The organism is Nocardiopsis sp. NPDC007018 (genome assembly GCF_040635075.1).
Taxonomy (GTDB): Bacteria; Actinomycetota; Actinomycetes; order Streptosporangiales; family Streptosporangiaceae; genus Nocardiopsis.
In genome coordinates, this window is sequence record NZ_JBEYHA010000006.1 from 57,851 (window position 1) to 81,790 (window position 23,940).

Below are 23,940 nucleotides of genomic sequence, written 5' to 3' on the forward strand. Positions count from 1 at the left end.
CGGTCAGTCGCCGAAGGACGTGAGCGAGCCCCGGGCGTCGAACCGCGCGCCCGGGGCCCAGGCGATCTCCCAGCGGTTGCCCTCGGGGTCGGCGACGTAGGCCGACCTCCCGCCCCAGGGCCGGGGCGCGGGTTCGGCCACCGCCCGGGCGCCCGCCCGCACGGCGGCGGCGAACGCCTCGTCGACCTGCCCGGGGGTGTCGACGTTGCACGCGAGGGTGAATCCGGACCAGCCCGCCGAGGCGGGGACCTCGCCCTCGGCGGCCTCGGCGGCCAGTTCCCCCACGGGGAACAGGGAGAGCAGGACCCCGCCCAGGAGGAACCCCGTCCAGTCGTCGGAGCCGGAGGACAGTTCCTCCCAGCCGAGGGCCTGGTAGAACCGGCGCAGCGACGGTAGGTCCCGCGCGCCGAGGGTGACCACGGTCAGGCGCGGTGGAGGTACGGACACGCCAAGATGGTAGGCCGTTCCGCCCGGGCTAGGGAACCCACAGGCCGAGGGCGGTGGCGACGAGGGCGGGGCGGTCGCGGTTCTCGATCTCCACGGTGTGCTCGGTGGCGACCAGGTACCCCTTGGGCGTCTCGCGGACCTCGCCCAGCACGACGGCGTCGCGCACCCGCGACCCCACGGTGACCGGTTGGAGGAAGCGCACCCGGTCGAGCCCGTAGTTGATGGACATGCTCGGCTTGCGGGTGAGGGAGATCAGGCTCTGGGAGAAGTGGGCCAGCAGCGACAGCGACAGGTAACCGTGCGCGATGGTGGCGCCGAAGGGGCCCCGGGCGGCACGCTCCGCGTCCTGGTGAATCCACTGGTGGTCGTCGGTCGCGTCGGCGAACAGGTCGACGCGGTCCTGGGTGATGGTCAGCCAGTCGGTCCGGCCCAGGGGTTCACCCTGGGCGGCGACGACCTCCTGGACGTCGGCGAACACGCGCACCGCGCCTCCACGTGCGTCGGGGTCCGACACCGGGTCCGGACTCGGTGCCGCAAGGGTACCTAACGGCGTTCGGTTATGGGGAGGTCTCCGGCGCCGAATGCGTCCCGTGGCCCACGACCACCGTCCGGGACGTGTACCCCGACAGCGCCGCCCGGTCCACGTCGTGCCCCAGACCGCTCTCGGCCAACGGCACCGGCACCACCCCGTCGTGCGCACGCACCGGCGGAACCACCAGGTCACGGCCGCGCCCGCCCGATCCCCGCACCTCCACCGGCAGGGTCGCCCCCGCCAGCGAGGCCAGCGCGACCGTCGCCGCGCGCCCCACCCCCGTCACGGCCGAGGACCCGCACCACACCTGCCAACCGGCGTCGACGGCCCGGTCGACCGCGCGTCGAGCGGCCGTCAGCCCGCCCAACCGGGCCGGGTCCACGCTCACCGCGCGGCCCGCCTCCGCCAGGATCGCCTCGCGCAGGTCCTCCACCGACGACAACGACCGGTACAGGGCCACCGGCGTGCGCAGTTCGGCCGACAGGCGCGCGTGCGCGCCCAGGTCACCGGCGGCGAAGGGGTCCTCGATGGTGAGCAGCCCCAACGCGTCCAACGACCGCAGGGCGTCCAGGTCCGAGGGCGACTCCGTGTACCGTCCGCCCGCGTCCACCTGGAGCACCAGGAACGGGAAGCTGGACTGCACCGCACGCACCACGTCGGTGTCCCACCCCGGCTCGACCTCCAGCCTGATCCGCCGGAAGCCCGCACCCACCCGGCGGTTCACCTCGGTGACCACCGACTCCAGGGTCGACTGCCGGGGCAGGGTCGCCCCCGCCGTGAGGGCGGTGCGCTCACCACCCAGCGCGTGGGCCAGCGGCGTGGAGCGCTGACGGCTCCACAGGTCCCAGCACGCGGTGTCCAGGGCCCCGGTCAGGGCCGGGTCCCAGGGCAGGTCGGCGAAGGCGTCGGCCACCTCGGTCGGGCGGCGCCAGGCGTGCTCCAGCAGCGCCGGAGCGTAGTCGCGGGCGAGCCCCTCCCACTGCTCGGCGGTGGCCCGGGCCACCTCGCCCCAGCCGCTCACCCGGCCGTCGGACACCCGGACCAGCACCGGAACGGAACCGTCGGAACCGCGCCCGGCCAGCGAAGGCCGCAACCGCACGAGTTCGAGCTCGACGATCCGGGTCACCGTTACCGCTCCGGTGTGTGTCACTACAGTCCCCACCTCATGTGCTCGGGCCCCGGTCACGGGCCCCGCCACCGGAGGGGCCACCCCTCGACGGTACCCCCGCCGTCGCGGCCCGACCACCCCGTGACGAGGCACGAATGCGACCGGTGACCCCAGGTGGGACGGGTTCGGGGCGGGACGGTCGGCGGCGCGTCGGGCCGGTCACACCGAGGAGGGGCCGCCCGAACGGACGACCCCCGTGTTCCCGCGCTCCCGTGGCGCCCCTAGGAGGCCAGGACCTCCGAGAGCGAGCGGTACTTGAGCCCGTGCGCCTCGGCGACCGGGGCGTACACCAGCTCCCCGCCGAAGGTGTTGAGACCCTCCGCCAGGGCGGCGTCGTCCCGCAGGGCCTGCTTCCACCCCTTGTCCGCCAGGGCCACCGTGTACGCCAGGGTGTCCTTGGTCAGGGCGTGCGTGGAGGTGTTGGGCACCGCGCCCGGCATGTTGGCCACGCAGTAGAACACGGTGTCGTGCACGGCGAAGGTCGGGTCGTCGTGCGTGGTGGGCCGCGAGTCCTCGAAGCACCCGCCCTGGTCGATCGCGATGTCGACCAGCACCGCGCCCGGGCGCATCCGCGAGACCAGCTCGTTCGTGACGAGCTTGGGCGCCTTCGCACCGGGCACCAGGACCGCGCCGATCACCATGTCGGACTCCAGCACCGACAGCTCGAGCTCGAAGGCGTTGGAGACCACCGTCTTGACCTGGCCCCGGTACAGCGCGTCCACGTGGCGCAACTTGTTGACGTTGAGGTCGAGCACGGTCACGTTCGCGCCCATGCCCACGGCGATCTGGGTCGCGTTGAGCCCGGACACCCCGGCGCCGATCACGGTGACGTTGGCCGGGCGTACCCCCGGGACCCCGCCCATCAGCACGCCCCGCCCGCCGTTGGGGCGCTGGAGGGTCACCGAGCCCACCTGCGGGGCCAACCGCCCGGCCACCTCGGACATGGGGGCGAGCAGCGGGAGCGAACCGTCGGGCAGCTGCACGGTCTCGTAGGCGATACCGGTGACCCCGCGCTCCAGGAGCGCGTCCGTGCACTCGCGGGAGGCGGCCAGGTGCAGGTACGTGAAGAGGGTCTGGCCCTCGCGCATCCGGTGGTACTCGGTGGGGACGGGCTCCTTGACCTTGAGGATCAGGTCGCCGGTGGCCCACACCTCGTCGGCGGTGCCCAGGACGGTGGCCCCGGCCGCGGCGTACTCCTCGTTGGTGATCGAGGACCCCGCACCGGCGTCGTGTTCGACGTAGACCTCGTGACCACGGCGGGTCAGTTCGTGGACTCCCGCCGGGGTGATCGCCACCCGGTACTCGTGGTTCTTGATCTCACGGGGCACACCGATGCGCACGGTTCCTCCAACTGGTATCGCCATTGACACCTTCCACTGTGACCTGCGAGGGCGTGCTCACACCATCGCCAACGTGCATGGCCCTGCACTGCCATGTTGACAGGCTGTAAGCCCGATGTGTGTGGTGTGACACGGGTCTAGCGCTGATGCGGCCCGGAGCGGGACGCGCGCCCCGCCACCCAGGTCCGCCGCACCCGACCGGTCAGACGCATCCCCGCGTAGGGGCTCGGGTCCTGGTGCGGCACCGCGACGGTCACCTGGTCCTCGAAGGCCACCAGATCGGCGTCGTACCCCTCCTCCACACGCCCCCGGCCGCTCAGCCCCACGAGGTCCGCCGGCTCCTGGGCGGTCCACCGCGCCAGGTCGGCCAACGACCGGCCGCGCCTGCGCGCCGCCGTCCACAGCGCCGACAGGCTCCACTCCAGGGTGTACAGCCCGATCGCGGGCAGGTGCCCCGAACCCACCGTCCGGATCGGGGAGTCGGGCTCCAGCAGCGAACTCCACAACGCCTTGCGGTTGGCGTCCGACCGCAACGGCGGACGGCACCCGTGCACCGCGGACCCCGGCCCCGGGAACTCCGAGGGCAGACACAGGTAGTGCGGGCAGGTGTGCGCGGTCAGCCCCACCCCCACCGACCCGGCCGCGGCCAGCAGGGCGGCGCACTCGGCGGCGGTGAACGGCGCCACGTGCGTACGCGCCCCCGCCACCCGCGCCGCCGCGATCACCCGTTCGAGCCCCCGCCGCTCGGCCCGGGGCGGCCGCTGGTCCGCCGACACCGGCGGCGAGCCCAGCTCGCGCGCGTCCTCGGCGTGCACCAGCAGCAGGCCGTTCAGGGTGGCGATCTCCGCCATGGTCTTGCGTAGGCGCGCGTCGCCCAGCGCGGCCATGTCCGGGGCGCCGCCGTCCGACAACGACCCCTGGAAGGCCACCACCCCGCCCGCGTGCAGGTCTGTCAGGTCCAGCGGACTCGTGCCGTGCGTGACCCCGCCCAGGAAGAACACCGAGACCCCGGCCCCCGCCGCCGCTCGCTGGTGCACCTGGAGGGAGTCGGCGCAGGTGATCGCCGGACGGCCGGGGGCGGGCGCGACCACCGCGCAGGTGACGCCGCCGCGCAGCGCCGCCTCGCCCATCAGCCGGTAGGACTCCGTCAGCTCCTCCCCGGGGGCGTGCACGCCGGTACCGAGGTCGACCGCGCCGGGCAACAGGGCCGTGTCGCCGAGGTCGACCACTTCACCGGCCGACATCGCCGCCGAGTAGGGGCGGACCGCCTCGATACGGCCGTCGCGAACTCCCACGCTGACCGGCCTGATCCCCCCGGGGACCACCGTTCGCGTGGAACGGATGACACTGTCGAACTCGGGCATCGCCCTCCCCCTTCGTGCGCTTCTCTGTCGTCGTCGATCTGGGAGCCGCGGAGGGGGCGCGGCGGTGCAAGGTGACGGGCGCGAGGGGGTGGTCCGTGACCTCCTGTAGGGATGTCGAGCGTATCGCGAAGGCCCTCCGACGAAGGGGGAAACGTCACTTCTTGCGGGCCCCGTGCCGAACCCGGCGGGGATTTCCGGCACTAGGGGGTGGGCGGACGGACCCAAGTCCGACACTGTGTAGTAAACGGACTAACCTTGGTCGAGGTGTCCCTCCGCGCCAGGTCCCCGCCGGAGCCCGAAGGACGGCAAGGTGCGCAAGACCGGTGCGGCCGGGGCCCTGACCTGCAAACCGACCGACTCGACGACGGAGTGGCGCGTGGCTCCTCCCGCCCAGAACGACACATCCCCCAAGGACAACCAGGACCAGGCCCCCGGAACCGCGAACGCTCCCGTCTACGCCCTGGCCGCCGTACTCGTGTGCACGGTCGCCCTGGGCGCCACCCTCATCCTGGGCGGCGCGGTCTTCGCGCAGATCATCCCCGGCATGGAACGGTTCGACTCCGGCGAGTTCGTCCGCTGGGGCATGCCCATCGCCAAGACGGTCATGGACACCGCCGCCGTCCTGACCATCGGCCTCATGCTCATGGCGGTCGTCCTGCTCGGCTCGGACAAGGGACAGCTGACCCCGCAGGCCATCGGCTACGTCCGCGCCGGAACCTGGACCGCCCTCGGGTGGGTCGTCGGCGCCGTCGGCACCCTGTACTTCCAGACCGCCGAGTTCCTCGGCAGGCGCGCGGGCCAGGTGACCGTCGACGAGGTCACCGCCTTCGCCGGGTCGGTCGGCTCCGGCGTGGCGCTGATGTTCGTCATCCTCATCGCCACCGGCATCGCCCTGTTCGGGCGCACCATCATCACCGCCACAGGCGGACTGTGGCTGCTCGTCGCGTCCCTGGTGGCCGTCACCCCGCCCGCCCTCACCGGCCACGCCGCCTCCTCCGGCGCGCACGAGCTCGCTGTCACCGGACTCGCCCTGCACCTGGTCTCCATCTGCGCGTGGGTGGGCGGGCTGACCGTGGTCACCTATCACGCCATGCGCAAGGACGGCCAGGAACCGGCCGTGGCCGCGCACCGGTTCAGCCGCATGGCCCTGTGGGCCTACGTCGGCGTGGCCGTCAGCGGCGCCGCCAGCGCGCTGGCGCGCCTGTACTCCGTCAACGACCTGCTCGGCACCGAGTACGGCCGCATCATCCTGGTGAAGGTCGTCCTGTTCGTTGTCCTGGGTTTCCTCGGCAACGCGCACCGGACCCGGGTGCTGACCCGGATCGACGCCGCGCCCGGCGGGAAGGCGGGCTACTCCTTCCGCCGCCGGAGCTTCCTGCGCCTGGCCGGGGCGGAGGTCATGATCATGGCCGCCGTCATCGGCGTGTCCGTCGGCCTCGGGCGCACCCCGCCGCCGTCGGCGCCGGCCGAGACCGTCCAGGACCCGGCCGCCGCCATCCTCGGCTTCGCCATCCCGCCCGCGATGAGCCTGGAGACGGTGCTCACCCTGTGGCGGCCCGACCTGTTCTTCATCCTGTTCGTCGTGGTCGCGGCGGTCCTCTACCTCGGCGGGGTGTGGCGTCTGGTCCAGCGCGGCGACTCGTGGCCCGTGGGCCGCACCGTCGCGTTCGTGCTGGGCCTGCTCACCATCGTGGCGGTACAGCTGAGCGGGTTCGCGACCTACGCCATGATCATGTTCTCCATGCACATGATCCAGCACATGGTGCTGGCCATGGTCACACCGATCCTGCTGGTGCTCGGCGCCCCGGTGACCCTGGCGCTGCGCGCGCTCAGGCCCGCCCAGACCCGGGGGGACCGGGGGCCGCGCGAATGGCTGAACGCCTTCCTGAACAGCCGGTTCTCGAAGATCGTGACCCACCCGGCGGTGGCCGCCCCCATCTTCGTGTTCAGCCCCTACGCGCTGTACTTCACCCCGCTGTTCCCCACCCTCATGAACGACCACCTCGGTCACCTGTTCATGGGTGTGCACTTCCTGATCTCCGGATTCCTCTTCTACTGGGTGATCGTCGGCATCGACCCGGCGCCCCGCAGGGTCCCGTTCCTGCTCAGGATTCTCCTGCTGCTGGTGGCGATGGGCTTCCATGCGTTCTTCGGCATCGCGATCATGGAACAGGCCACCCCGATGGCCATGCAGTACTACGGGCAGTTCGAGATCCCCTGGATGGCCGACCAGGCCGCCGACCAGTACGCGGGCGGCGGGATCGCCTGGGCGCTGGGGGAGATCCCCACCGTCATGGTGATGCTGGCGCTGGTGGTGCAGTGGTCGCGCGACGACGAGCGCCAGGAGCGCCGCCGGGAGCGGCACAGCCGTCGCGGTGGTTCCGACGACGCCGACATGGACGACTACAACGCCTACCTCGCCGAGCTCGACCGCCGAGCCAAGGCGGCAGCCGGAGGGGTAACGGCGGCTGGTGGTGGTGTTGGGAGTGCCGGTGGTGGTGCTGGTGGTGGTGCTGCGTCCGGTGGTGACGGTGCTGGTGGTGAGACTGACGTCAGCGAAGGCACCGGCAAGGAGTAGGCAGCGCCAGTAGACGGTAGTCAGTGGTGAGGATTCAGCGGCGGTAGCGGTAGGGAGAAGAGCCGCCTGCTTGAGGGGGTGCGTCCGTCCGGGGCGCGCCCCCTTTCCTTTGGGTCGGTGTGGTCTGTGAGTTCTGCGGTTGTGGTTGTTGTTTGTAGCGGGCTCTACGGCCTGTGGTTGATGTGAGCTGTGGGTACGGCGGTTGTGGTTGATGTGAGCTGTGGGTACAGGGCCTGTGGTTGCCGTAGCGCGAGGGTTCTACGGCCAATCCGTTTATCCCTTTGGGCCGGTAGGTCCTGTGCCGCTTACTGCGTACCCCTTGTGTGTTGAGCACTCCATTCAGGGCGGGGTGTGCGCATGGTGCTCTGCCCGGACCGCACTTGGCGGTTGTGTTCTCGTGTGACACGACTGGCAGGAAAGGGCCAAGCACGGCACCGGGCCACCCCCCAGGACAACCGATGTGTTCGAGAGATGCGTGTCCCCCGGACTGGTAAAAACCCCCGCCGTCCGAGCACCGCTTGCCGCTCTACGGCCAACCCGCTCTACTGAACCCAGCACTCACGTGCACGTTTGTACCCCGCTGTGGCTCAGGGGGTTTGCGCCGTGCGGCTTACTACCGCACATGACTGAGGTTCCAAACCCCTGGGGGTTGAGGGGGCACCGAAGCGCTCGGGTCACCACCACGAGGTGAAGGTGAAGCCTCCCCCTGGGGGAGTCACAACACGTGGCGGGGGTTCACACCCCTCGTGGTGCTGGTGGGCGCGCTGTCACAGGCGTGAAGCAGACTCCAACGCAGACCCCTCAACCCCCAGGGGTTGGTCGCCCCCATCACGTGCGGTAGTAAGCCGCGCGGCGCAACGCACCCCGGACACAGCGGGGTACAGCTGAAGGCGAGGTTTCCCCTTCACCCCCAGGGGGTTGGAACCCCAGCCATGTGCGGTAGTAAGCCGTGCGGCGCAACGCACCCCGGACACGGCGGGGTACAAACCTGCGGGTACGCGCTTTCCTGTGGTGAGCGGGTTGGCCGTAGAGCGGCAAGCGGCGCTCGGACGGCGGGGGTTTTTACCAGTCCGGGGGACACGCATCTCTCGAACACATCAGTCGTCCTGGGGGGTGGCCCGGTGCCGTGCTTGGCCCTTTCCTGCCAGTCGTGTCACACGAGAACACAACCGCCAAGTGCGGTCCGGGCAGAGCACCATCCACACACCCCGCCCTGACCGGAGTGCTCAACACACAAGGGGTACGCAGTAAGCGGCACAGGACCTACAGGCCCAAAGGGATAAACGGATTGGCCGTAGAACCCTCGCGCTACAGCAACCACAGCCCCCGTACCCACAGCTCACATCAACCACAGACCGTAGAACACACCCACAAACACCAACCACATCCGTAGAACGTTCAGTCGCGCTTAGCCCCAGCGGGTTTCGAGGCTGTAGACCGGTGGTCCGCCCTACCACTGACACCGCTACGGGGAAGTGGAACGGAGGCTCCCAGCGCGGCGCGGTGATGGGCCCCCGGAATGACGACTCTTGATCACGTATGAACTGCTCCCTGCGGACTCAGCGATGACGGGGCCCGGCGTGTGCGCCGGACCCCGTCCTTGTTGTTCGGTTAGATCGGGATTCCGAAGTTGCGTGAGTGGTCCCGGGCTTTCAGGGTGTTCAGTCCACGGAGGAGGGTGGTTCCGACGGCGGTGGCCAGCCAATTCCACCAGCGGCGCGGGGCCCGGTGCCGGCCCTGAGCACGTACAGGGACCCGCTCAGCCCGAGCGTCGGCGGCGGCCTGTCGGGCTTGGCGGGCGGCTTGTTCGCGGTGTTGGCGGGCGACCTTGACCCAGTGCGGGACGGGGCCGTGCCGGAGCATGTACGCGACCCGGGGATTGTCTCCCATCTGACGCAACAGCCGCTCCTGACGATCCTGGTGCGACTCCGAGCGAACTGGGACGGCTCGCAGGGAACGCGGGTTGGGCCGGGAGAAGCGTTCGCCTCGCGGGGCGGTCAGAACCGACCGCACCTGAGCGCTGATCTGCGCGCCCGTCATCGGGTACCCCCAGCAGTGGCCAAGGCGGGGAGGGTGAACTCGGCCCAGATGACGGTGCCCAGCCCCTGGCAGAAGGGGAAGTCCAGCACGGGCCGGAACCCCCACCGGGCCGCGAGGTGGCCGACCATGAGCAGGCCCCGTCCGCGTTCGGCCTGCTCCCAGTCCTTGCGGGTGCGCCTGCGCGGAACCCTCGGGAGAGAGTCCACGGTGGTGTCCGTCCTGGTGCCGTCGTCGATGATCGAGATCCGGACCAGCCCCGGGACCGGTGCTTCCAGGGTGCGGACCACCCTGCCGTCCGGGTCCTGGCCGGAGCGGGAGTGCTCGCAGGCGTTGGCGAACATCTCGCTGGCGCACAGCACCATCTCCTCCCGCACCTCGCCCGGAATCCCAGTCATGCGGTTGAGGTCGGTGTCCAGGTCGGAGCGGACCTGGCTGGTGTGGGAGAGCTGTCCGGGGTAGACCCGGCACTCCCACCGCAACGCGGGCTCGGGCGGGGTGAACGTGTGGTTGAGGGCGTGGGTGTGCGGCACAATGGCCATGTCGGCAATCTGCTTTCTCTTCAAGTGGGTTGGGTTGTCGGCCTGCTCTGGGGGTGTTTGCGCACCCGCCAGAGCCTTTTTCATGAACGCCTTCGCCAGGCTTCAGGCGGCGGTCGGGGGTTCCGGGTCGTCGTGGTCGGCGCGGTGGCGCTGAGCCAGCAGCCGGGACCCCGGGACCGGCCTGTTGCCGGGAATCCGGGTGGGGGCGGGGTAGTCGTGTACGGCCTGGTCGATGAGCGCCATGGCCCGTTCGGCGTCGCCTTCCTCCCGGGCGATTCGCAGCGCCTCTTGGATCAGGGGGATGCGGTTGCGGAGGGTGTGGTTGTGCCACACGTCCACCTGCGCGGGAGTCAGGTGCCCGGGCGCGGTGAGGGCGTTTTCGGCGCTTTCGAGCAGGTCCCTGGTGTCGATGTCCAACATCAGCACTCCACCCCGTTCTTGCCGATGACCTCGGCGTCGTCGGTGCCTTCGGTGTCGATCTGCATCCACGGGTTGTCCGTGAGGTCGTAGGCCAGGAAGAACCACACCTGCCGGAACTTCGGGTCCCCGTTGTCGCCCCACCGATCCGCCAAAGCGTCGATCAGCGCCAACCCCCGACCGGTCGCGGTTCCGGCTTCGATGTCGGCGAACGTGGCTGCGGTGAAGTTGCCCTTCTCCTGGGGCAGACGGCTGCCCTGGTCACGGCAGATCAACGTCATCCCCTTCGCACCCCGATCCACCGTCAACGTGTACGTACTGCCGCGTTCACTGGACCTGCTGTGGGCGATGGCGTTGTTGGCCAACTCGCTGCCCAGGAGGGTGAACAGGAACTGGTACTCCTCACACCGCTCCGCCGCGCTGGTGTCCAGGAACGCGCGGACCAGGGGCATGAGTCCGGGGAGTCCGGCGAAGGAGTACTGCCGCTTCCGGTAGGGGGGTCCGACGGTGCGGGAGAAGTAGTGGGAGTGGAAGGGCTTGATGAAGCTCGCCACGGGGGCTACCACTTCGCGGTGGGCGAGTTCGGGGGAGAACGGCGGAGCGGGCCTCATGGGGTGACCTCCAGGCGTCGCAGTCCGGCCAGGACGTTGCGCAGGACCTCTACCGGGACGGTTTCGACGGGCCTGCGAGGCGAAGGAATCACCGGGCCTCGCAGGCGACCGGGAGGACTGTGGGGCGCTTGGGTGTGCCTCTGCGGTCCGGAAGGCGGGTGGTCAGTGGGCATGTCTGACGGTTCTCCTGACGTATTTGTGGGCTGACTGAGTCGGCCCTGGGCGGTGGGCGTTGCGCCGGGTGCTCGGGCTTGGGGCTCGGTATCTGTGTGTTCTGAGGAAGCGCAGTGTGTGGGCTAGTTGAGGTCGAGGACGGCTTCGACGGTGGTCTGTTGGACGCGGTCGCCGTCCCAAGTCCAGGACGGCGACCAGGAGAAGGCGAGGCGGTCCAGGACCGCGAGCCCGGACACGTGCGTCCCGGGGTCCAACCGGGGGTGTTCGGGCGCAGTGGTGGTGCGTGGTCCCTGGTCGGTCACGTACAAGCGCGGGAGCTTGGGGTGGGTCTGGTCCAGGACCACGCGTACGGTCCCGCCGGGCAGACCCGACCGGGAGTACTGGTGGGAGTTGGTGACCAGGATGCGCGCGATACGAGCCAACCGGGTGCCCTGAACAGGGAGCACGTTCCGACACCAAGAGGAGAGGCCCCGGTACTCACGGCTGGGACCGAGCAGGATGCCGTGACGGGCGGCCTGCTCGAACCGGAGCACCCGAGGGAAACGCCCGGGAACAACCGGCGGCACCGGTGTCTCCTGGTTGGCCTGCATATGTCTCACCTCGGTCACATCGGCGTGGGGCTCAACCCAGGGCGGCCGCTCGCAACATCGGCCCCGGGTCCTTCTGTGTCCTGAAGCGGCCCAACAAGATCGAGGAATTCGATGTCCGTTTGGATCTCGAATGCCACTTATCTATATAAATGGGCCACTAGGCAGTCTTGCTCCAGGTGCCCTTGAATGGCCTCAGGAACTCTGTGGTGCCTGAACGCGACTCTGCCATCGAGTTGAGGGGAGGTCTACGTGGATCGCTAAGAACGGTAAGTCTCGTATAGAGTGCGATCAGAACAGATAGGCAGGCGATATTGGCGGTGGGGATGGGATCAGGTGACTCGCCTCAGCAGCGTTTTGGGAGGCTGCTCAACGGTCATCGCACGGGTGTGGGCATGACGCAGCATGAGTTGGCGCGGGCTGTGCCGATCGCTCAGAGCACGATCAGCGATCTTGAGTCGGGCAAGAAAGCGACAAGGCGCGCCAAGATCGAACAAATCGATGCGGCCCTTGGGGCGGGAGGAGTGATTCTGAACTCCTGGGACGCGTTGTTCTCACCGACGGGGATGATCGGTTATTTCCGTGAAGTCGCCGAGGATGAACAGGTGGCCTTCGAGATCCGCGAGTACGCGCTTGGGCTCGTGCCCGGCTTGGTGCAGGTTGAACAGTATGCGCGCGCGATCAGTGAACTGGCCTCCCGCTACGCTTCGCCAGGCGAGATCGATCAGATGGTCCAGGCACGACTCTTCCGTCAGCAGATCCTTGACCGTGATCACCCTCCAGTCATGATCGTGCTGTTGGACGAATCCGTCCTGCGTCGCCGGTTCTCTGACCCGGCGGTGATGCCAACGCAGATCGACCACCTGCTCAGGTTGACCCATCGCCCGCGTATCACCATCCAGATCATCCCAACCGATACCGAGGATCATGCTGGTCTGGGCGGGTCGTTTAGGCTGAGCACTGCCCCTGACAGCAGCCCTGTCGCCTACGTCGAGGGGCAGAAGACGGGCATGTCCCTCAAGCAACCCGAGATCGTGGCAAGCTACGAACGAACGTTTGCTGACCTGCAAGGATCTGCCTTGCCAGTGGCCGCGTCACGATCATGGATGGAAGAGATTCGAGGCAACATCACATGATGACCCAGGATTGGAAGAAGTCCACCTACAGCAACGGTGAAGGTGGAAACTGCGTGGAGGCTCGCGCTACCGATCAGGGAGCAGCGGTGCGCGATACCCAGAACCGTCACTTGGCCCAGCTTGACGCGTCCGCCGTTGAGTGGAAGGCCTTTGTGGAGGCTGTGCGCCTCTAGGCCGAAGTGAACCGGACCCCGCCAGGGATGTTGGCGGGGTCCGGTTCGTGTTGTGCCTGTTCAGGCTACCTGTAGAGGAAACGCATCGCCAGGACCAATGGCCTGAAAGAACCGTTCATAACTACTGTCCCAGCTTTCACGGCTGGCCCCTGGTGCTGGTCAGGCGGGCGAACGATCGCTTTCCGGATAGTCCAAAGGGTCGAGATCTTACACATAGTGACTGAAATGATCGAGGCTGATTTGCTGAGATCCAGCCCAGATCGCTGTTTGGGTGCGACGCTGAGTACCTGACCGGACGGAAGGCGGAGGAGATTCAGATGACGGAGTGGCACAAGTCCTCGTACGGCAACGGCCAAGGCGGCGACTGTGTGGAGGCCCGGGCGGCGGGTCAGGGTGCGCAGATGAGGGACACCCGGAACCGTCACCTGGCCCAGCTCGACGCTTCCGCCGCTGAGTGGAAGGCGTTCGTGGCGGCCGTCCGCCTCTAGACCAACGCTCACGGGCTCCACCTGCGAACCTTGTGGGGCCGGTTCTCTTCCGTAACATCCCGGTGTCGGATTCCCGGATGCTCGACGAGGCACAGGCCGGTGTTCGAGAGTCGTTCGGCAAGCACAACCTCGCCCGCGTCTACACGGCCCTGGCCTTCGGAAGGGGATGACTCCTCGATGCCACTGATGGAGATCGAGCGCAAGCGTGCGTTGGAGAGTCGCGAACTCCTGGAACAGCGACTCGAACAGTCCGGTTTCGTCGCGACGGGGCCGAGGTGGAGACCGACACCTACTACAGCAGGCCCGACGTCGACTTCCTGGTCACGGTCGAGTGCCTGCGGGTTCGGGAACGTGACGGCGGGTGCGAGGTCACCTACAAACCCGCCTCCGACTCCACCACCCACAGCACCACTGGTGTCATCGCCAAGCAGGAGACGAACGTGGCGCTGGCGGACACCGCCCAGGCCGCACACGCCCACGCCCTTCTGGAGGCGTTGGGCATGGTCCGGCTCGCCCGGGTGGAGAAGTCGCGCACGTGCTACCGCGCCTCCGGACGACCGGAACTTTCGGTGGTGGTGGACACGGTGACGGGCCTGGGGTCGTTCGTCGAGACCGAAGTCGTCTCGGCGGGCTCTCACCAGGAGGCCGTACGGCAGCTCGAAGAGACCGAACGGCTCCTGGAGTTGGGTCCCTACCCGGTGGTGACCTCGCCCTACCGGGACCTGTTGTTGAGCGTCCAAGCGACTGAGGACGCGATGCCCACCTCCATGCCCTGACCGGGGGGCCATGCTTGGTGAATCGATCCACACCCCAAGGACCGAGCTGCTCGTCAACTGGGGGCCAGCCAAGACCGACCAGAAGCCGGACCTCGTTGATCAACCGACCTACGACGAGTTCAGAGCGACCGGATGACGTGAGGCCGGGGGCATTGCGCACCGACTACCAGCAGACCAGGAGCGACTCGCTCTGCGACGGCGTGGAAGGGTGTTTCCTCCAGCTCATCCTCATCGATGGGCGTGTAGGGGTCCTCGCGAGTGGCGGTCGCACTCGGGCGTTTACTGCTGATCCGTCGACCCCTGGCTCACGGGGCCTGACGGCGCGCGACCCTGGCCCTCGAACGCCGCCAGCGAGGTGATGAGGCGCTCTGCCGCGGCGTCGACCTCGGCGGTCGGGCTCAGCAGCCTTTGCAGCAGGAGTCCTCGCAGGCACGCGGTCGCGATGATGCCCTGCTGCCTGGCGTCGGCCGCCGAAGCGCCGTCGCGCAGCGCGGCCGCTTCGAGAAGGTGCTCCAGGTGGTCGATGTCGACGACGAGTTCCTGGAGCGCGTCGCGCTCGTAGACCGCGAGCCCCACCAGGTGGAAGAAGGCGTTCGTGCGGTCCTCGTGCGCGGGGTCCGAGTAGAAGTTCCAGACGACTCTGCACAGTGCCACGAACCCGAGTTCGTCGCCGGTCGCGGCGATCACGAGGTTGTCGCGGCGGCGCGCCTCCAGCAGCACCGCGCGCAGCAGTCCCGGCCGCGACCCGAAGTGGTACGTCAGCAACGTGTGGTGCACGCCGAGCCGCTCCGCCACCTGGCGCATCGACAGGTTCGGGCTGGGGCCGTTCTCGCCGAACACGTCGAACAGCGCCTCCAGCAGGCGCGTCTTCCCTTCCCCCACCGGCGATCGCACGTTGCCTCCGTTGACAGTTTCACCACTGTTGAGTACGTTATCGCACATCCAATTCACCACTGTTGAGTTCGAGGTCGCGGGGCCGTGACGGGGCCCGGTGACCGACGCGTCGACGCCGTCCACCAGCGCCGACGCCGACATCGGTCGGGCGGCACGGACGGGACGATCCGCCTCGGGCCTCGGGCAGGCGCCGACGGGGTCACCCGCCGACCCGACCCGCTCCACGACCTCAGGGTGACCGCCGATCCACACACGGGCGCCCACATCGTCAGGGCGGCCGCCACGAAGGGGAGAGACCCGATGAGCGAGATGCTGCACGGCTGCCTGCCGGACACCGAGTACCTGGAGGTGACCGCACGGTCGGGGCGCCGCTTCGGCGTCTGGGTGACCACACCCCCCGGCTACACGGACTCCACCGACCCCCTACCGCTCGTCTACGTGCTGGACGGCAACTGGACGGTGGGCTTCACCGCGCCCCTCGTCGTCGCCCAGGCGGACCCCTACCTGACCATCGCCCCCTACATCCAGGTGAGCGTCGGCTACGCCGGTGAGGAGGCCGCCGACTGGGCGCAGATCCGCAACCGCGACCTCGTGCCGCCGGGGGAACCCGTCGGTGACGACACGCTGGCCACCCTCAGGGCGGCGCGCGAGACGGGCGCGATGACCCAGGAGCAGGTGGACGCCTACCTCGCTGAGCTGACGGCATCCCGCGCCGACGCCTTCCTCGACTTCCTGACCGACGAACTCCACCCCCTCCTGCGGTCGAGGCTGCGCGTCAGCGACTCCGGGCACGGCCTCTTCGGCTACTCCTACGGGGGGCTCTTCGCCCTCTACGCGTGGCTGCGCGAGACGGGGCTCTTCGCGAGCGTCGGTGCGGGCAGCCCCGGTGTGGCCAGTGTGGACAGCCAGGTCTTCACCCTCGTCGAAGCCCTGCCCGAACCCGGCGAGACATCGACCGCACCGCGGCTGCACATCACGCTGAACGAGGCCGAACTGCTGGGCGAGATCCCCTTCTACCGCGGCATGGCCCGCCACGTCCTCGCCGTGGTGGAACGACTGCACGCCAGGGGACGATCGGAGCGGGTGACCAACGCCCTGTTGCGCGAGACCCACGTCACCGGGGTGCAGGCCTCGTTCCTCAGCTACCTGAAGACCTCCCACCGCCGCTGACGGCCCAGTGGCGCGCGCGGCGCGCGTACGGGTGGGCCCCGGGCCGTTGTGCCTCGTGGCACCGGGAGGCGCCGTGTCCGCCGGGACCCACGGCGGTCTGCGCAGCCTCCTACAGAGCACGGTCCCCGAGCACTCCCGACCCGCCGCCCTGGGCGTGGAGGAAACGGTGAGCGCGACGATCTGGGCGGCGTCCCCGCGTTGGTGGGTGTGATCGTCGCCGTTGGGGCGGGTGGCCGGTCGGCGCGATGGCCGCGGCCTCGTTCGCGATCGATACCCATGGTCCGTCAGGATTCGGCGTTGCCGAGGCCCTGCTTCATGAGCTGCAAGTACGCCGCTCGTTCAGTGGAGCGCTGAGTTCGTCCCTGCGGTGTTCGATCCTTGCGGATGCGAAAATGCGGAGCACCCCTTGAACCGGGGTGGTGCGACGACCACCAGAACCCAAGCTCGTCCGGTTCCGTCGCTCAGCGGACCTCTCACAGCCCGAAGCGCACACCTCGCTCCACCTCGACGCGGGCCGGGACGCGCCGTCAGCCGACGGCGTGCGGGGGAAACCTCCCAGGATGCTGCCCGCACGCTGGTCACGACCCCCGCGCCGCACCATGGAGACACCGGGGGTGGACCCACCGCCGAACGCGAACACGAGGGGGCAATCCGTGACGGTCCTGAACGAGACCTACGACCTGGCCAACGGCGTGGCCATTCCGAAGATCGGTCTGGGGACGTGGTTCATCGACGATGGGAGCGCCGCGCAGGCGGTCCGCGACGCCGTCGAGATCGGGTACCGCAACATCGACACCGCCCAGGCCTACGGCAACGAACGCGGCGTCGGGGAGGGGGTGCGCACCAGCGGCGTCGACCGGTCGGAACTCTTCGTCTCGACGAAGCTCGCCGCGGAGATCAAGGACTACGACCGCGCGGCCGCCGCGATCGACGGATCGCTCGCGGACCTCGGGCTCGACCACGTCGACCTCATGCTCATCCACAGTCCTCAGCCCTGGAGCGACTTCCGGGGCGGCGACTACGCCGACGGCAACCGCGAGGCCTGGCGCGCCCTGGAGGACGCCCACGAGGCAGGGAAGCTGCGCGCCATCGGGGTGTCCAACTTCCTGCGGTCCGACCTGGACAACATCCTCGGGTCCTGCTCGGTCGCGCCGCAGGTGAACCAGGTGCTCGTCCACGTCGGCAACACCCCGAGCGAGCTTATCGACTACTGCGAGAGCAGGGACGTCCTCGTGGAGGCGTACTCGCCGATCGCCCACGGGGAGATGCTCGGGAACCCGGAGGTCGCGGCGATGGCCGAGAGGTACGGCGTGACCGTCCCGCAGTTGTGCATCCGGTACACGCTACAGCTGGGCACCGTGCCGCTGCCCAAGACCGCGAACCCCGAGCACATGCGCGGCAACGCCCGGGTCGACTTCGTGATCTCCGACGAGGACATGGAGGCTCTGAGGGCCGTCCGCATGCGGGACTACGGCAGGCACGACGTGTTCCCCGTCTACCGGGGCGAGTAGAGGGCGCGAGCCCGTCCGTCTTCCGGTGGGAGCGGCACCCGGTTCCACGCTTACCGCCAGGTGAGAGTGGGCTCACCGGGTCGGCCGACATGTCCGGTCATAGGACGACACGGGTCGCCGCTCATACGCCAACCAGGTGGCCTGGTCGACAGCATCCTTCCACAACAGGGCACGGGTGTTCTCGACACGACACCCGACACGACCCGAAAGGGGAGATCGCCGTGGCCACCGAGGAAAGCGTCAGCATGTGGCTCCGCTACGCCCAGAAGCTCTCAGAGATGATCAACGCCGGGCCGGGCGAGGCGGTTCAGGTGACCACCCCCAGCACCCCGTGGGACTGGGGAGGGCAGACGCCCCCGCCCGGAAGCCTGCCCTACTCCCTCTGGTCGCTGCTGAACGTGGTCCCCTCCAACCCGCAGGAGCAGACCAACACCAACGCCGCCGCGGGCAGCTCCGGGTTCGACCACTCCTACCGGGTGTGGATGAACGCGCTCGCCGTCGGCAACCTCGAACACGACACCCACTACAAGAGCCTCCAGGCCTCGGCGAACGAGGCCCGGCGCAAGTACACCACCGACTACCAGGCCGCCCAGGCGCAGTGGAAGAACACCGTCCCCTCGGGCACCCCCGACTTCCACACCTGGCTCAACGACCCCGCCCAGTTCGCCCTGCTCGACCAGATCAACAACGACAAGCAGGACGTCCTCGACAAGGACCAGCAGCTCCGCGACTACGTCAAGCAGATCGAAGCGCCCACCAAGGACATCCTCGACGCCTACGACAACCCCCAGTACCAGGCGACCTTCTCCAGCGCCGCCGTCAACGTCCTCGAACGCAAGTGGAACCTCGGCACCGGCAGCCCCTACCCCATCGACTACGTCATGGAGATCACCGGCAGCAACTTCGGCGGTGACGCCACGAACGGCACGGCATCCTCCCTGGAGATCAACCAGGACACCGCCGAGTACGACTACACCGGGCACTACGCCGAGTGGGGCGGCGCCACCTGGCTGGACTTCCTCGCCGCGGGCCTGGCGGGCAACCGCAAGGACGTGACCGCCTGGGGCCACAGCCAGGGGTTCACCGTCAAGATCGACTTCCAGGACGTGCGGACCATCCCCGTCAGGGCGGACGGCTGGTACTCGGGGGTGGACGCGTTCAAGGACGGCCCCTACGCGACCGGCTTCTCCAAGTACAAGAGCGGCAGCGACAACTACTTCTTCGGCGCTGGCGGCTCCCTGAGCCGGATCTACACCGGCATGGTCGTCGCCTACCGGCCCAAGGTCACCCTCACCACCTGGGAGTCCTACAGCAGCTACCTGTACTCCTCCTGGCACGACGAGGGCGGGCTCGACTTCGGGCCGCTGGTCTTCGGCACCGAGGAGAGCGGGGAGAGCACCTCCGCCAAGGTCGAGCAGGACGGCGCGACCCTCACGCTCACCTCGACCGCGAACTGGCCGATCATCCTGGGCATGAAGTCGTCCTGGACCGTGCCCCCGAACGAGTAGGCCATCGGCCGATCACGACGGAAAGGACGGGGACCGTGCCCGTACGCGTTGTCCTGTGGGAGGAGAAGGAACCCTTCCAGAGGCCCCGGTTCAGGGCCGACCAGGCCCGGCAACTCTGTGCCGAACTCCGCGGCCACTACGCGGACTTCTGGCGCACCCAGGGTTCCACGACCATCATCACCGACGGCACCTTCCGCATCGACCGACAGGGTCCCAACACCAACCCGCCAGGAGTTCGCCTGCACGTCCAGCGCCAGGGCTCCAGCCTGGCCGCGGTGCTGGTCGACCGGAGCCTGGAGGAGTACGTGGGCAACCAGGCCGCCCAGAGGGAGGTCGAGGCGCGCGTGATCGAGGCGTTCGAGAACAGCATCGGCAACGGTGCGGGCGGACAGGCCCGCTACTGGCGAGTGACGGGGTCCTACCCGTGACCGACCGTCAGCCGGTGATCGGCGCGGGCCCGCGTTGCGCGACGCGGGCCCGCCCACGTCGGGAAGCGGAGGCAGGGCGTCGATCCGGCGCACCGGCACGGGTTCGTCCGACGGCACCCCGCCGAAACGCGATCCGCGGTCTCCGGTCGTCGGAGGATCGTCAGCCCGCGGACGCGTGGGCGACCACGACCCGGGCGACCTCGACCGCCCTCTCACACGCCTCGTCCGCGCTGACCTGCACGTACACCGAGTGATCGTCGGAGACGGCCACGCTGAGGTTGCACGAGTCGGGGAACTGCGTGGTCACGCCCGGGTACCCCTCCACGTGGACGTACGTCTGGCCCTCCCGGCCGGAGAACGCCGCTTCGATGACTCCGGCGACGGCGTCCCTCTCCTCGTGCGTCTCCACACGCACGTCGACGCTGGCGTCGACCCGGTTGGTGTAGAAGCAGTTCGCGTCCGACTGCGCGCTACCGGAGCCCTCCTGGTCCAGGATGCGCAGCTCACGGGCGGTGGGATCGGACACCAGGTCACAGGGGTGAGCGTCGCTCGGGTCCCACGCCGACACCTCGAACTGGCGGATGGAGTCCCGGTCCGCCAACTCCCGGTCGGCGGCGCAGCCGCCGACCAGCAGCACACCCGTGACCCCGGCGACCGCGACCCTTGCCCACATACGACGCCGCTCCGTCCCTCGAAGGCCCGGGGCCGGTGGGGCCCCGGGCACGAAGGTACAGAGCGGCGCGGAGGGAGGGGGCCGCGTGGCCGGAAACGGTCACGGCGACCCCGGACGGCATCAGACGACGAAGGCGGTCACACCGGTGACGAGCAGGCCCACGGCGAGGCAGATCACCAGCCCGCCGAGCAGGACCGACGCGGACGGCCGCAGGTCGCCCAGCCCGGCGCGCCCGCTCACCAGGGCCTGGCGGCGCGCCACAACCGGCAGCAGCGCCACGTTGACCGCGTACATCACGGCGGCCACGGCGCTCGCCGTGGCGAAGCCCGCCCAGAACCCACCGCCGCCGGACATCACGTTGAACGCGGCCAGCGACGGCAGCATCACCAGCAGCAGCACCGAGGCGGCGCCGAAGACGGTGAGGAGACGGGGCGATGACCCGCGCGCACTCCCGGAGACCACGAGGAGGAGACCGATCAGGGCCGCCACCATGATGGCGCCCCCGATTCCGAACACGGCGATGTTGACCAGCGAATTCACGCTGGTCATTGTCGCACCGCCCGGCGGCGGACCCAACCCGGGGTGGCCCGGCCCGGGTTGGGCCACCCCCTCGGGGGTTCGCGCTCACGGTGTGCGCACCACACGTGCTCGTCCCTGGGTGCGGAAGCCCAGCGCGTGTCGGTAGATCTCAGGCATTCGGTATCTACCGTCTGCGTCCTTGGCGAGAGCACCCCACTGCCTGAGCGCGTCGATGTGTTCGGTCTTGAGGTTGAGATCCTCCGCTTCGAATGGAACTTTGACATCTGGGTATTCCGACATCTGTGTCAAGAGTTCGCCGAGTGGTGGGTTCTCCTGCCGGATCTCCTGGATTTTTTCCTCGCTACAGACACTGAGTGCACGCCGCATGGCGGCTGGGGTGAGGACGCGATCGTCCCACCTGTTGTCTCCTTGAGAACTTTTGGCCGCTTCTCGCAGGAATCGAACGATATCCCGGGCTTGGATTTGGTCATTGAAGTCAGCTAGCGCAGCTGGGACCCACCGGTCGCTTGATGCTTCTCGGGACTTCTCGGAACCAAGTTTCGCCCCCCAGAGCGGTAGAAGTGCTTCGACCAAAGCATCATCCCCCATGTCGGAAATCGGTTGCTTGGGGGTTGGGATGGAGTTAGCCTGAGTCGATACCCACAGTGCTAGGCGTAGGGCATCTTCGGTGTCCCACCTGAGTTCGTAGGGCGAGTAGCGATCAAGGAACTGGCCAAGATTCTGTCGGATCGCGGAAACAACGAGATCACGTCGAATAAAGACGATCAATCCGATTTCTCGTTGGCGTAGTCGTCGCATCCATGCGGGAACCCCGAGAAGTAGTGTTCTCAGTGCGATTCGCTTGGCCTCTGTGTTCAGAGTCTCAAGCCAGTCTTCGAGTCCATCGATGACGAAGACGAATGCTCTCGATGGGTCTTGGCTCAGCCCCATGAGGTAGTCCTGGGGGGAGCCTTCGGCATTCTTTCCGGCTGCTCGGGCGAGGCACTCGAGCCAGATCTCGAGCCAGTTCTCCGGGTCAGATTCCTCGCTGTTGAGACCGGCGTTGAGCAGGCTGAGAATTCTGTCAGCTGTGATCCCCTCTCCGCCTGCTGCGATATCCCGAAGTTGCTGTGGTGTCGTCGATGTGTGTCGACTCTCGGAGATGTTTACGGGATCGAGAACTGGCACGAACGAAGCGTTTCTCTCTACCGACTGCTCGTTCTCCTCGGCGAAATTCTTCCAAGTCCCTCGTGCGCACATCCTTGCGAACGTGAAAGTCTTTCCGGAGCCTTTGGCTCCGACCATGACCGCCACAGGAAGGTCTGTGCTGTGGTCGGAGATGATTCTGCGCACAGGCTCGGTTGTGAGAAAGCCGAGACCGTGGTCCATTCCACGGCGTTCTGCGTATACGAGTTCTCCTGCGCTCTCTGCCAGTGAGCGTCGTCGCTCATCCAAACTGGCCGGTTCCTGAGGCGGTGGTTCGGGGGTGCTCCGCAGGCTTGTACCCAGCTCGTCCAGAAGGACAGGGAGCGAGCAGCGCCGAATCACCTCGATGACTGAATCCCAGTTTCGAGGAAGGGCGAGCAATTCTTCTCGGAAGGGGCTGAGAATGGGTGCCGTGAGAACCTGTTCGTCTACTGAAAGATGTTCTTCTGTTTCCGTGTCGCTGATGGCGATCATGCTGGACAGCGCCCGTGAGAGGGTCTCTCGCGCCTCGCTGGCGTGGGCGTCGTGTAGATCGATGCGGAACTGAGTGACGATCGCGCTGGGGATGGGGTCAGTTCCGGCGAGGGCTGGTGACTTATCGCCTAGCTGTCGAATCAGCCCCTCCGTTCCCTGGAGGGACTGGTCGCTCACGGTCGTAACGAATACCCGATTGACGCGGGGGTCGAGCAGGATGGGGGCAGATAGTTCCGTGGCTCCCGCTCGCAGGTCGATGATGACGGTGTCTACATTTGCGGCGATCGCCAGGTTGGCCAAGGAATCACTGAGGAAGTATGGCGATCGATCCTCGGTGAGTAGGTCGTCTGGGCTGATGATCGGAGGGCTGAGGCGTTTGCGTCGGCTCGCCGGAAGAACTGATACTCGCCCTGTGCCTGGATACCGAGATGCCTGTTGGTTCGGAAGGTATGAGGCGGCTATTTCTACTGCCTTGGTGGGGTCTCCCTGGCTGCTTGAATGAAGAAGAGCCAGAAGATCCTCGTATGCGATGTCACAGCGCCCTCCCTGCGCTTGGTACATCCAGGTGATTCCTGGGGCTTCCAGGTCGGCATCGATAAGAAGGACGTGTTGGCCCTGGGAAGCAAGGCGATCGGCGAGGGCCAGCGCGTGCAGGGTGCGTCCCACCCCACCCTTGAACGAGTGAAATGCGGTGATTTGGCGATCTTCTGCAAAGCGATCCGTCTTTGGGCGAGGAAGAGGTTCGCTGAGAGCCGATGTCACTCTGCGTTCGCGCAGACGGGGAGAGCGCGGAACTGAAAGTGAGCTCGAGTTCTCGATGAGGCGGACCGGGAGGGATTCGGGGCTTTGGGATGACGGCCGATCGAGGATCAGTTGCATGTCGTCTGCGCCGGGAGTGGCGATGGAACCAAGGCCAAATTGCTGATCAAGCCACGTCCGCACGATTTCAGGCGTTGTGCCAGGGGCCACGGTGAGTTCCAAGGAGTCCCACCAGGCGTCGACTTCTGTCAGCCAGTCGGGCCAGCCGTGCTCAATTGCAACTTCTGCCAGTTGCGAATCAATGTCGACCCAAGTGAAAATCTTTCCCATCATGGATTGGCTATCCCTGTCTCGATTTATCTACCAGTATTTTCAGGGCCTCTAGTGCGGATTTTTCAGAAGACTGGTTCAGCTCTGCACCGTACCTC

General features: G+C 67.9%; 23 protein-coding genes. 10 read left to right on the forward strand and 13 right to left on the reverse strand.

Translation table 11 applies throughout. The features are described 5' to 3' along the window. Nucleotides 1-3 precede the first annotated feature (3 nt). From ABZ635_RS04645 to ABZ635_RS04665, 5 genes are all read right to left on the reverse strand, one after another. Entirely contained in the window at nucleotides 4-447 is a 444-nt protein-coding gene (locus tag ABZ635_RS04645) for a VOC family protein (RefSeq protein ID WP_357758889.1), read from the reverse strand. A 28-nt stretch (nucleotides 448-475) separates the two neighbouring features. Then, nucleotides 476-931 carry a MaoC family dehydratase gene (locus ABZ635_RS04650; RefSeq protein ID WP_357758892.1) on the reverse strand — a complete coding sequence of 152 codons (456 nt, stop codon included), beginning with the start codon at nucleotides 929-931 and terminating at the stop codon, nucleotides 476-478. 73 nt (nucleotides 932-1,004) lie between these two features. Further along, the gene (locus ABZ635_RS04655; protein WP_357758894.1) at nucleotides 1,005-2,129 is read right to left on the reverse strand and encodes an enolase C-terminal domain-like protein; all 1,125 of its coding nucleotides are present in this window, start codon (nucleotides 2,127-2,129) and stop codon (nucleotides 1,005-1,007) included. 239 nt (nucleotides 2,130-2,368) lie between these two features. Further along, on the reverse strand, nucleotides 2,369-3,487 hold the full coding sequence (gene ald / locus ABZ635_RS04660) for an alanine dehydrogenase (protein ID WP_357758897.1): 1,119 nt from the start codon (nucleotides 3,485-3,487) through the stop codon (nucleotides 2,369-2,371). Nucleotides 3,488-3,624: 137 nt separating this feature from the next. After that, a complete protein-coding gene (locus ABZ635_RS04665) occupies nucleotides 3,625-4,851 on the reverse strand; it encodes an amidohydrolase family protein (protein ID WP_357758899.1) in 1,227 nt (408 codons plus the stop codon). A 376-nt stretch (nucleotides 4,852-5,227) separates the two neighbouring features. Between ABZ635_RS04665 and ABZ635_RS04670 the strand changes: the two genes are divergently transcribed. Beyond that, nucleotides 5,228-7,429, forward strand: coding sequence for a cytochrome c oxidase assembly protein (locus ABZ635_RS04670; RefSeq protein WP_357759131.1), 2,202 nt, complete (start codon nucleotides 5,228-5,230; stop codon nucleotides 7,427-7,429). 2,036 nt (nucleotides 7,430-9,465) lie between these two features. On the opposite strand, the gene ABZ635_RS04675 is transcribed toward ABZ635_RS04670, so the two are convergent. From ABZ635_RS04675 to ABZ635_RS04690, 4 genes are all read right to left on the reverse strand, one after another. Beyond that, nucleotides 9,466-10,008, reverse strand: coding sequence for an ATP-binding protein (locus ABZ635_RS04675; RefSeq protein ID WP_357758902.1), 543 nt, complete (start codon nucleotides 10,006-10,008; stop codon nucleotides 9,466-9,468). Between the two features lie 102 nt (nucleotides 10,009-10,110). Beyond that, nucleotides 10,111-10,428, reverse strand: a complete 318-nt coding sequence (locus ABZ635_RS04680) for a hypothetical protein (protein WP_357758905.1) — start codon at nucleotides 10,426-10,428, stop codon at nucleotides 10,111-10,113. After that, entirely contained in the window at nucleotides 10,428-11,036 is a 609-nt protein-coding gene (locus ABZ635_RS04685) for an ATP-binding protein (RefSeq protein ID WP_357758908.1), read from the reverse strand. The genes ABZ635_RS04680 and ABZ635_RS04685 overlap by 1 nt, the downstream gene beginning before the upstream one ends. 296 nt (nucleotides 11,037-11,332) lie before the next feature. Continuing rightward, a complete protein-coding gene (locus ABZ635_RS04690; protein ID WP_357758911.1) occupies nucleotides 11,333-11,800 on the reverse strand; it encodes a hypothetical protein in 468 nt (155 codons plus the stop codon). Nucleotides 11,801-12,123: 323 nt separating this feature from the next. On the opposite strand from ABZ635_RS04690, the gene ABZ635_RS04695 reads away from it, so the two are divergent. The 4 genes from ABZ635_RS04695 (at nucleotide 12,124) to cyaB (ending at nucleotide 14,370) form a co-directional block, all read left to right on the forward strand. Continuing rightward, nucleotides 12,124-12,933: a helix-turn-helix transcriptional regulator gene (locus tag ABZ635_RS04695; protein WP_357758914.1), complete on the forward strand. Its 810-nt coding sequence runs from the start codon at nucleotides 12,124-12,126 to the stop codon at nucleotides 12,931-12,933. Then, nucleotides 12,930-13,106 carry a DUF397 domain-containing protein gene (locus tag ABZ635_RS04700; RefSeq protein WP_357758916.1) on the forward strand — a complete coding sequence of 59 codons (177 nt, stop codon included), beginning with the start codon at nucleotides 12,930-12,932 and terminating at the stop codon, nucleotides 13,104-13,106. The genes ABZ635_RS04695 and ABZ635_RS04700 overlap by 4 nt, the downstream gene beginning before the upstream one ends. A 317-nt stretch (nucleotides 13,107-13,423) precedes the next feature. Continuing rightward, a complete protein-coding gene (locus tag ABZ635_RS04705) occupies nucleotides 13,424-13,594 on the forward strand; it encodes a DUF397 domain-containing protein (protein WP_357758919.1) in 171 nt (56 codons plus the stop codon). A gap of 275 nt (nucleotides 13,595-13,869) precedes the next feature. Beyond that, nucleotides 13,870-14,370 carry a class IV adenylate cyclase gene (cyaB, locus tag ABZ635_RS04710; protein WP_357758922.1) on the forward strand — a complete coding sequence of 167 codons (501 nt, stop codon included), beginning with the start codon at nucleotides 13,870-13,872 and terminating at the stop codon, nucleotides 14,368-14,370. 279 nt (nucleotides 14,371-14,649) lie between these two features. Here cyaB and ABZ635_RS04715 read toward each other — a convergent pair whose 3' ends face one another. Next, nucleotides 14,650-15,264, reverse strand: coding sequence for a TetR/AcrR family transcriptional regulator (locus ABZ635_RS04715; protein WP_357758924.1), 615 nt, complete (start codon nucleotides 15,262-15,264; stop codon nucleotides 14,650-14,652). Between the two features lie 300 nt (nucleotides 15,265-15,564). Here ABZ635_RS04715 and ABZ635_RS04720 point away from each other — a divergent pair, with 300 nt between their 5' ends. The 5 genes from ABZ635_RS04720 (at nucleotide 15,565) to ABZ635_RS04740 (ending at nucleotide 19,881) form a co-directional block, all read left to right on the forward strand. After that, a complete protein-coding gene (locus ABZ635_RS04720) occupies nucleotides 15,565-16,434 on the forward strand; it encodes an alpha/beta hydrolase-fold protein (RefSeq protein WP_357758926.1) in 870 nt (289 codons plus the stop codon). A 73-nt stretch (nucleotides 16,435-16,507) separates the two neighbouring features. Then, entirely contained in the window at nucleotides 16,508-16,645 is a 138-nt protein-coding gene (locus ABZ635_RS04725; RefSeq protein WP_357758929.1) for a hypothetical protein, read from the forward strand. 442 nt (nucleotides 16,646-17,087) lie between these two features. Continuing rightward, nucleotides 17,088-17,945, forward strand: a complete 858-nt coding sequence (locus ABZ635_RS04730; RefSeq protein WP_357758931.1) for an aldo/keto reductase — start codon at nucleotides 17,088-17,090, stop codon at nucleotides 17,943-17,945. Between the two features lie 221 nt (nucleotides 17,946-18,166). After that, a complete protein-coding gene (locus ABZ635_RS04735; protein ID WP_357758934.1) occupies nucleotides 18,167-19,453 on the forward strand; it encodes a hypothetical protein in 1,287 nt (428 codons plus the stop codon). Nucleotides 19,454-19,488: 35 nt separating this feature from the next. Next, complete coding sequence (locus ABZ635_RS04740) at nucleotides 19,489-19,881, forward strand: hypothetical protein (protein WP_357758937.1); 393 nt, start codon at nucleotides 19,489-19,491, stop codon at nucleotides 19,879-19,881. Between the two features lie 160 nt (nucleotides 19,882-20,041). Here ABZ635_RS04740 and ABZ635_RS04745 read toward each other — a convergent pair whose 3' ends face one another. From ABZ635_RS04745 to ABZ635_RS04755, 3 genes are all read right to left on the reverse strand, one after another. Then, nucleotides 20,042-20,554, reverse strand: coding sequence for a DUF3558 family protein (locus ABZ635_RS04745; RefSeq protein WP_357758940.1), 513 nt, complete (start codon nucleotides 20,552-20,554; stop codon nucleotides 20,042-20,044). 120 nt (nucleotides 20,555-20,674) lie between these two features. Further along, nucleotides 20,675-21,103 carry a hypothetical protein gene (locus ABZ635_RS04750; protein ID WP_357758942.1) on the reverse strand — a complete coding sequence of 143 codons (429 nt, stop codon included), beginning with the start codon at nucleotides 21,101-21,103 and terminating at the stop codon, nucleotides 20,675-20,677. Nucleotides 21,104-21,178: 75 nt separating this feature from the next. After that, nucleotides 21,179-23,842 (reverse strand): AAA family ATPase, encoded by a 2,664-nt coding sequence (locus tag ABZ635_RS04755; RefSeq protein WP_357758945.1) that lies wholly within the window; start codon nucleotides 23,840-23,842, stop codon nucleotides 21,179-21,181. Between the last annotated feature and the right edge of the window lie 98 nt (nucleotides 23,843-23,940).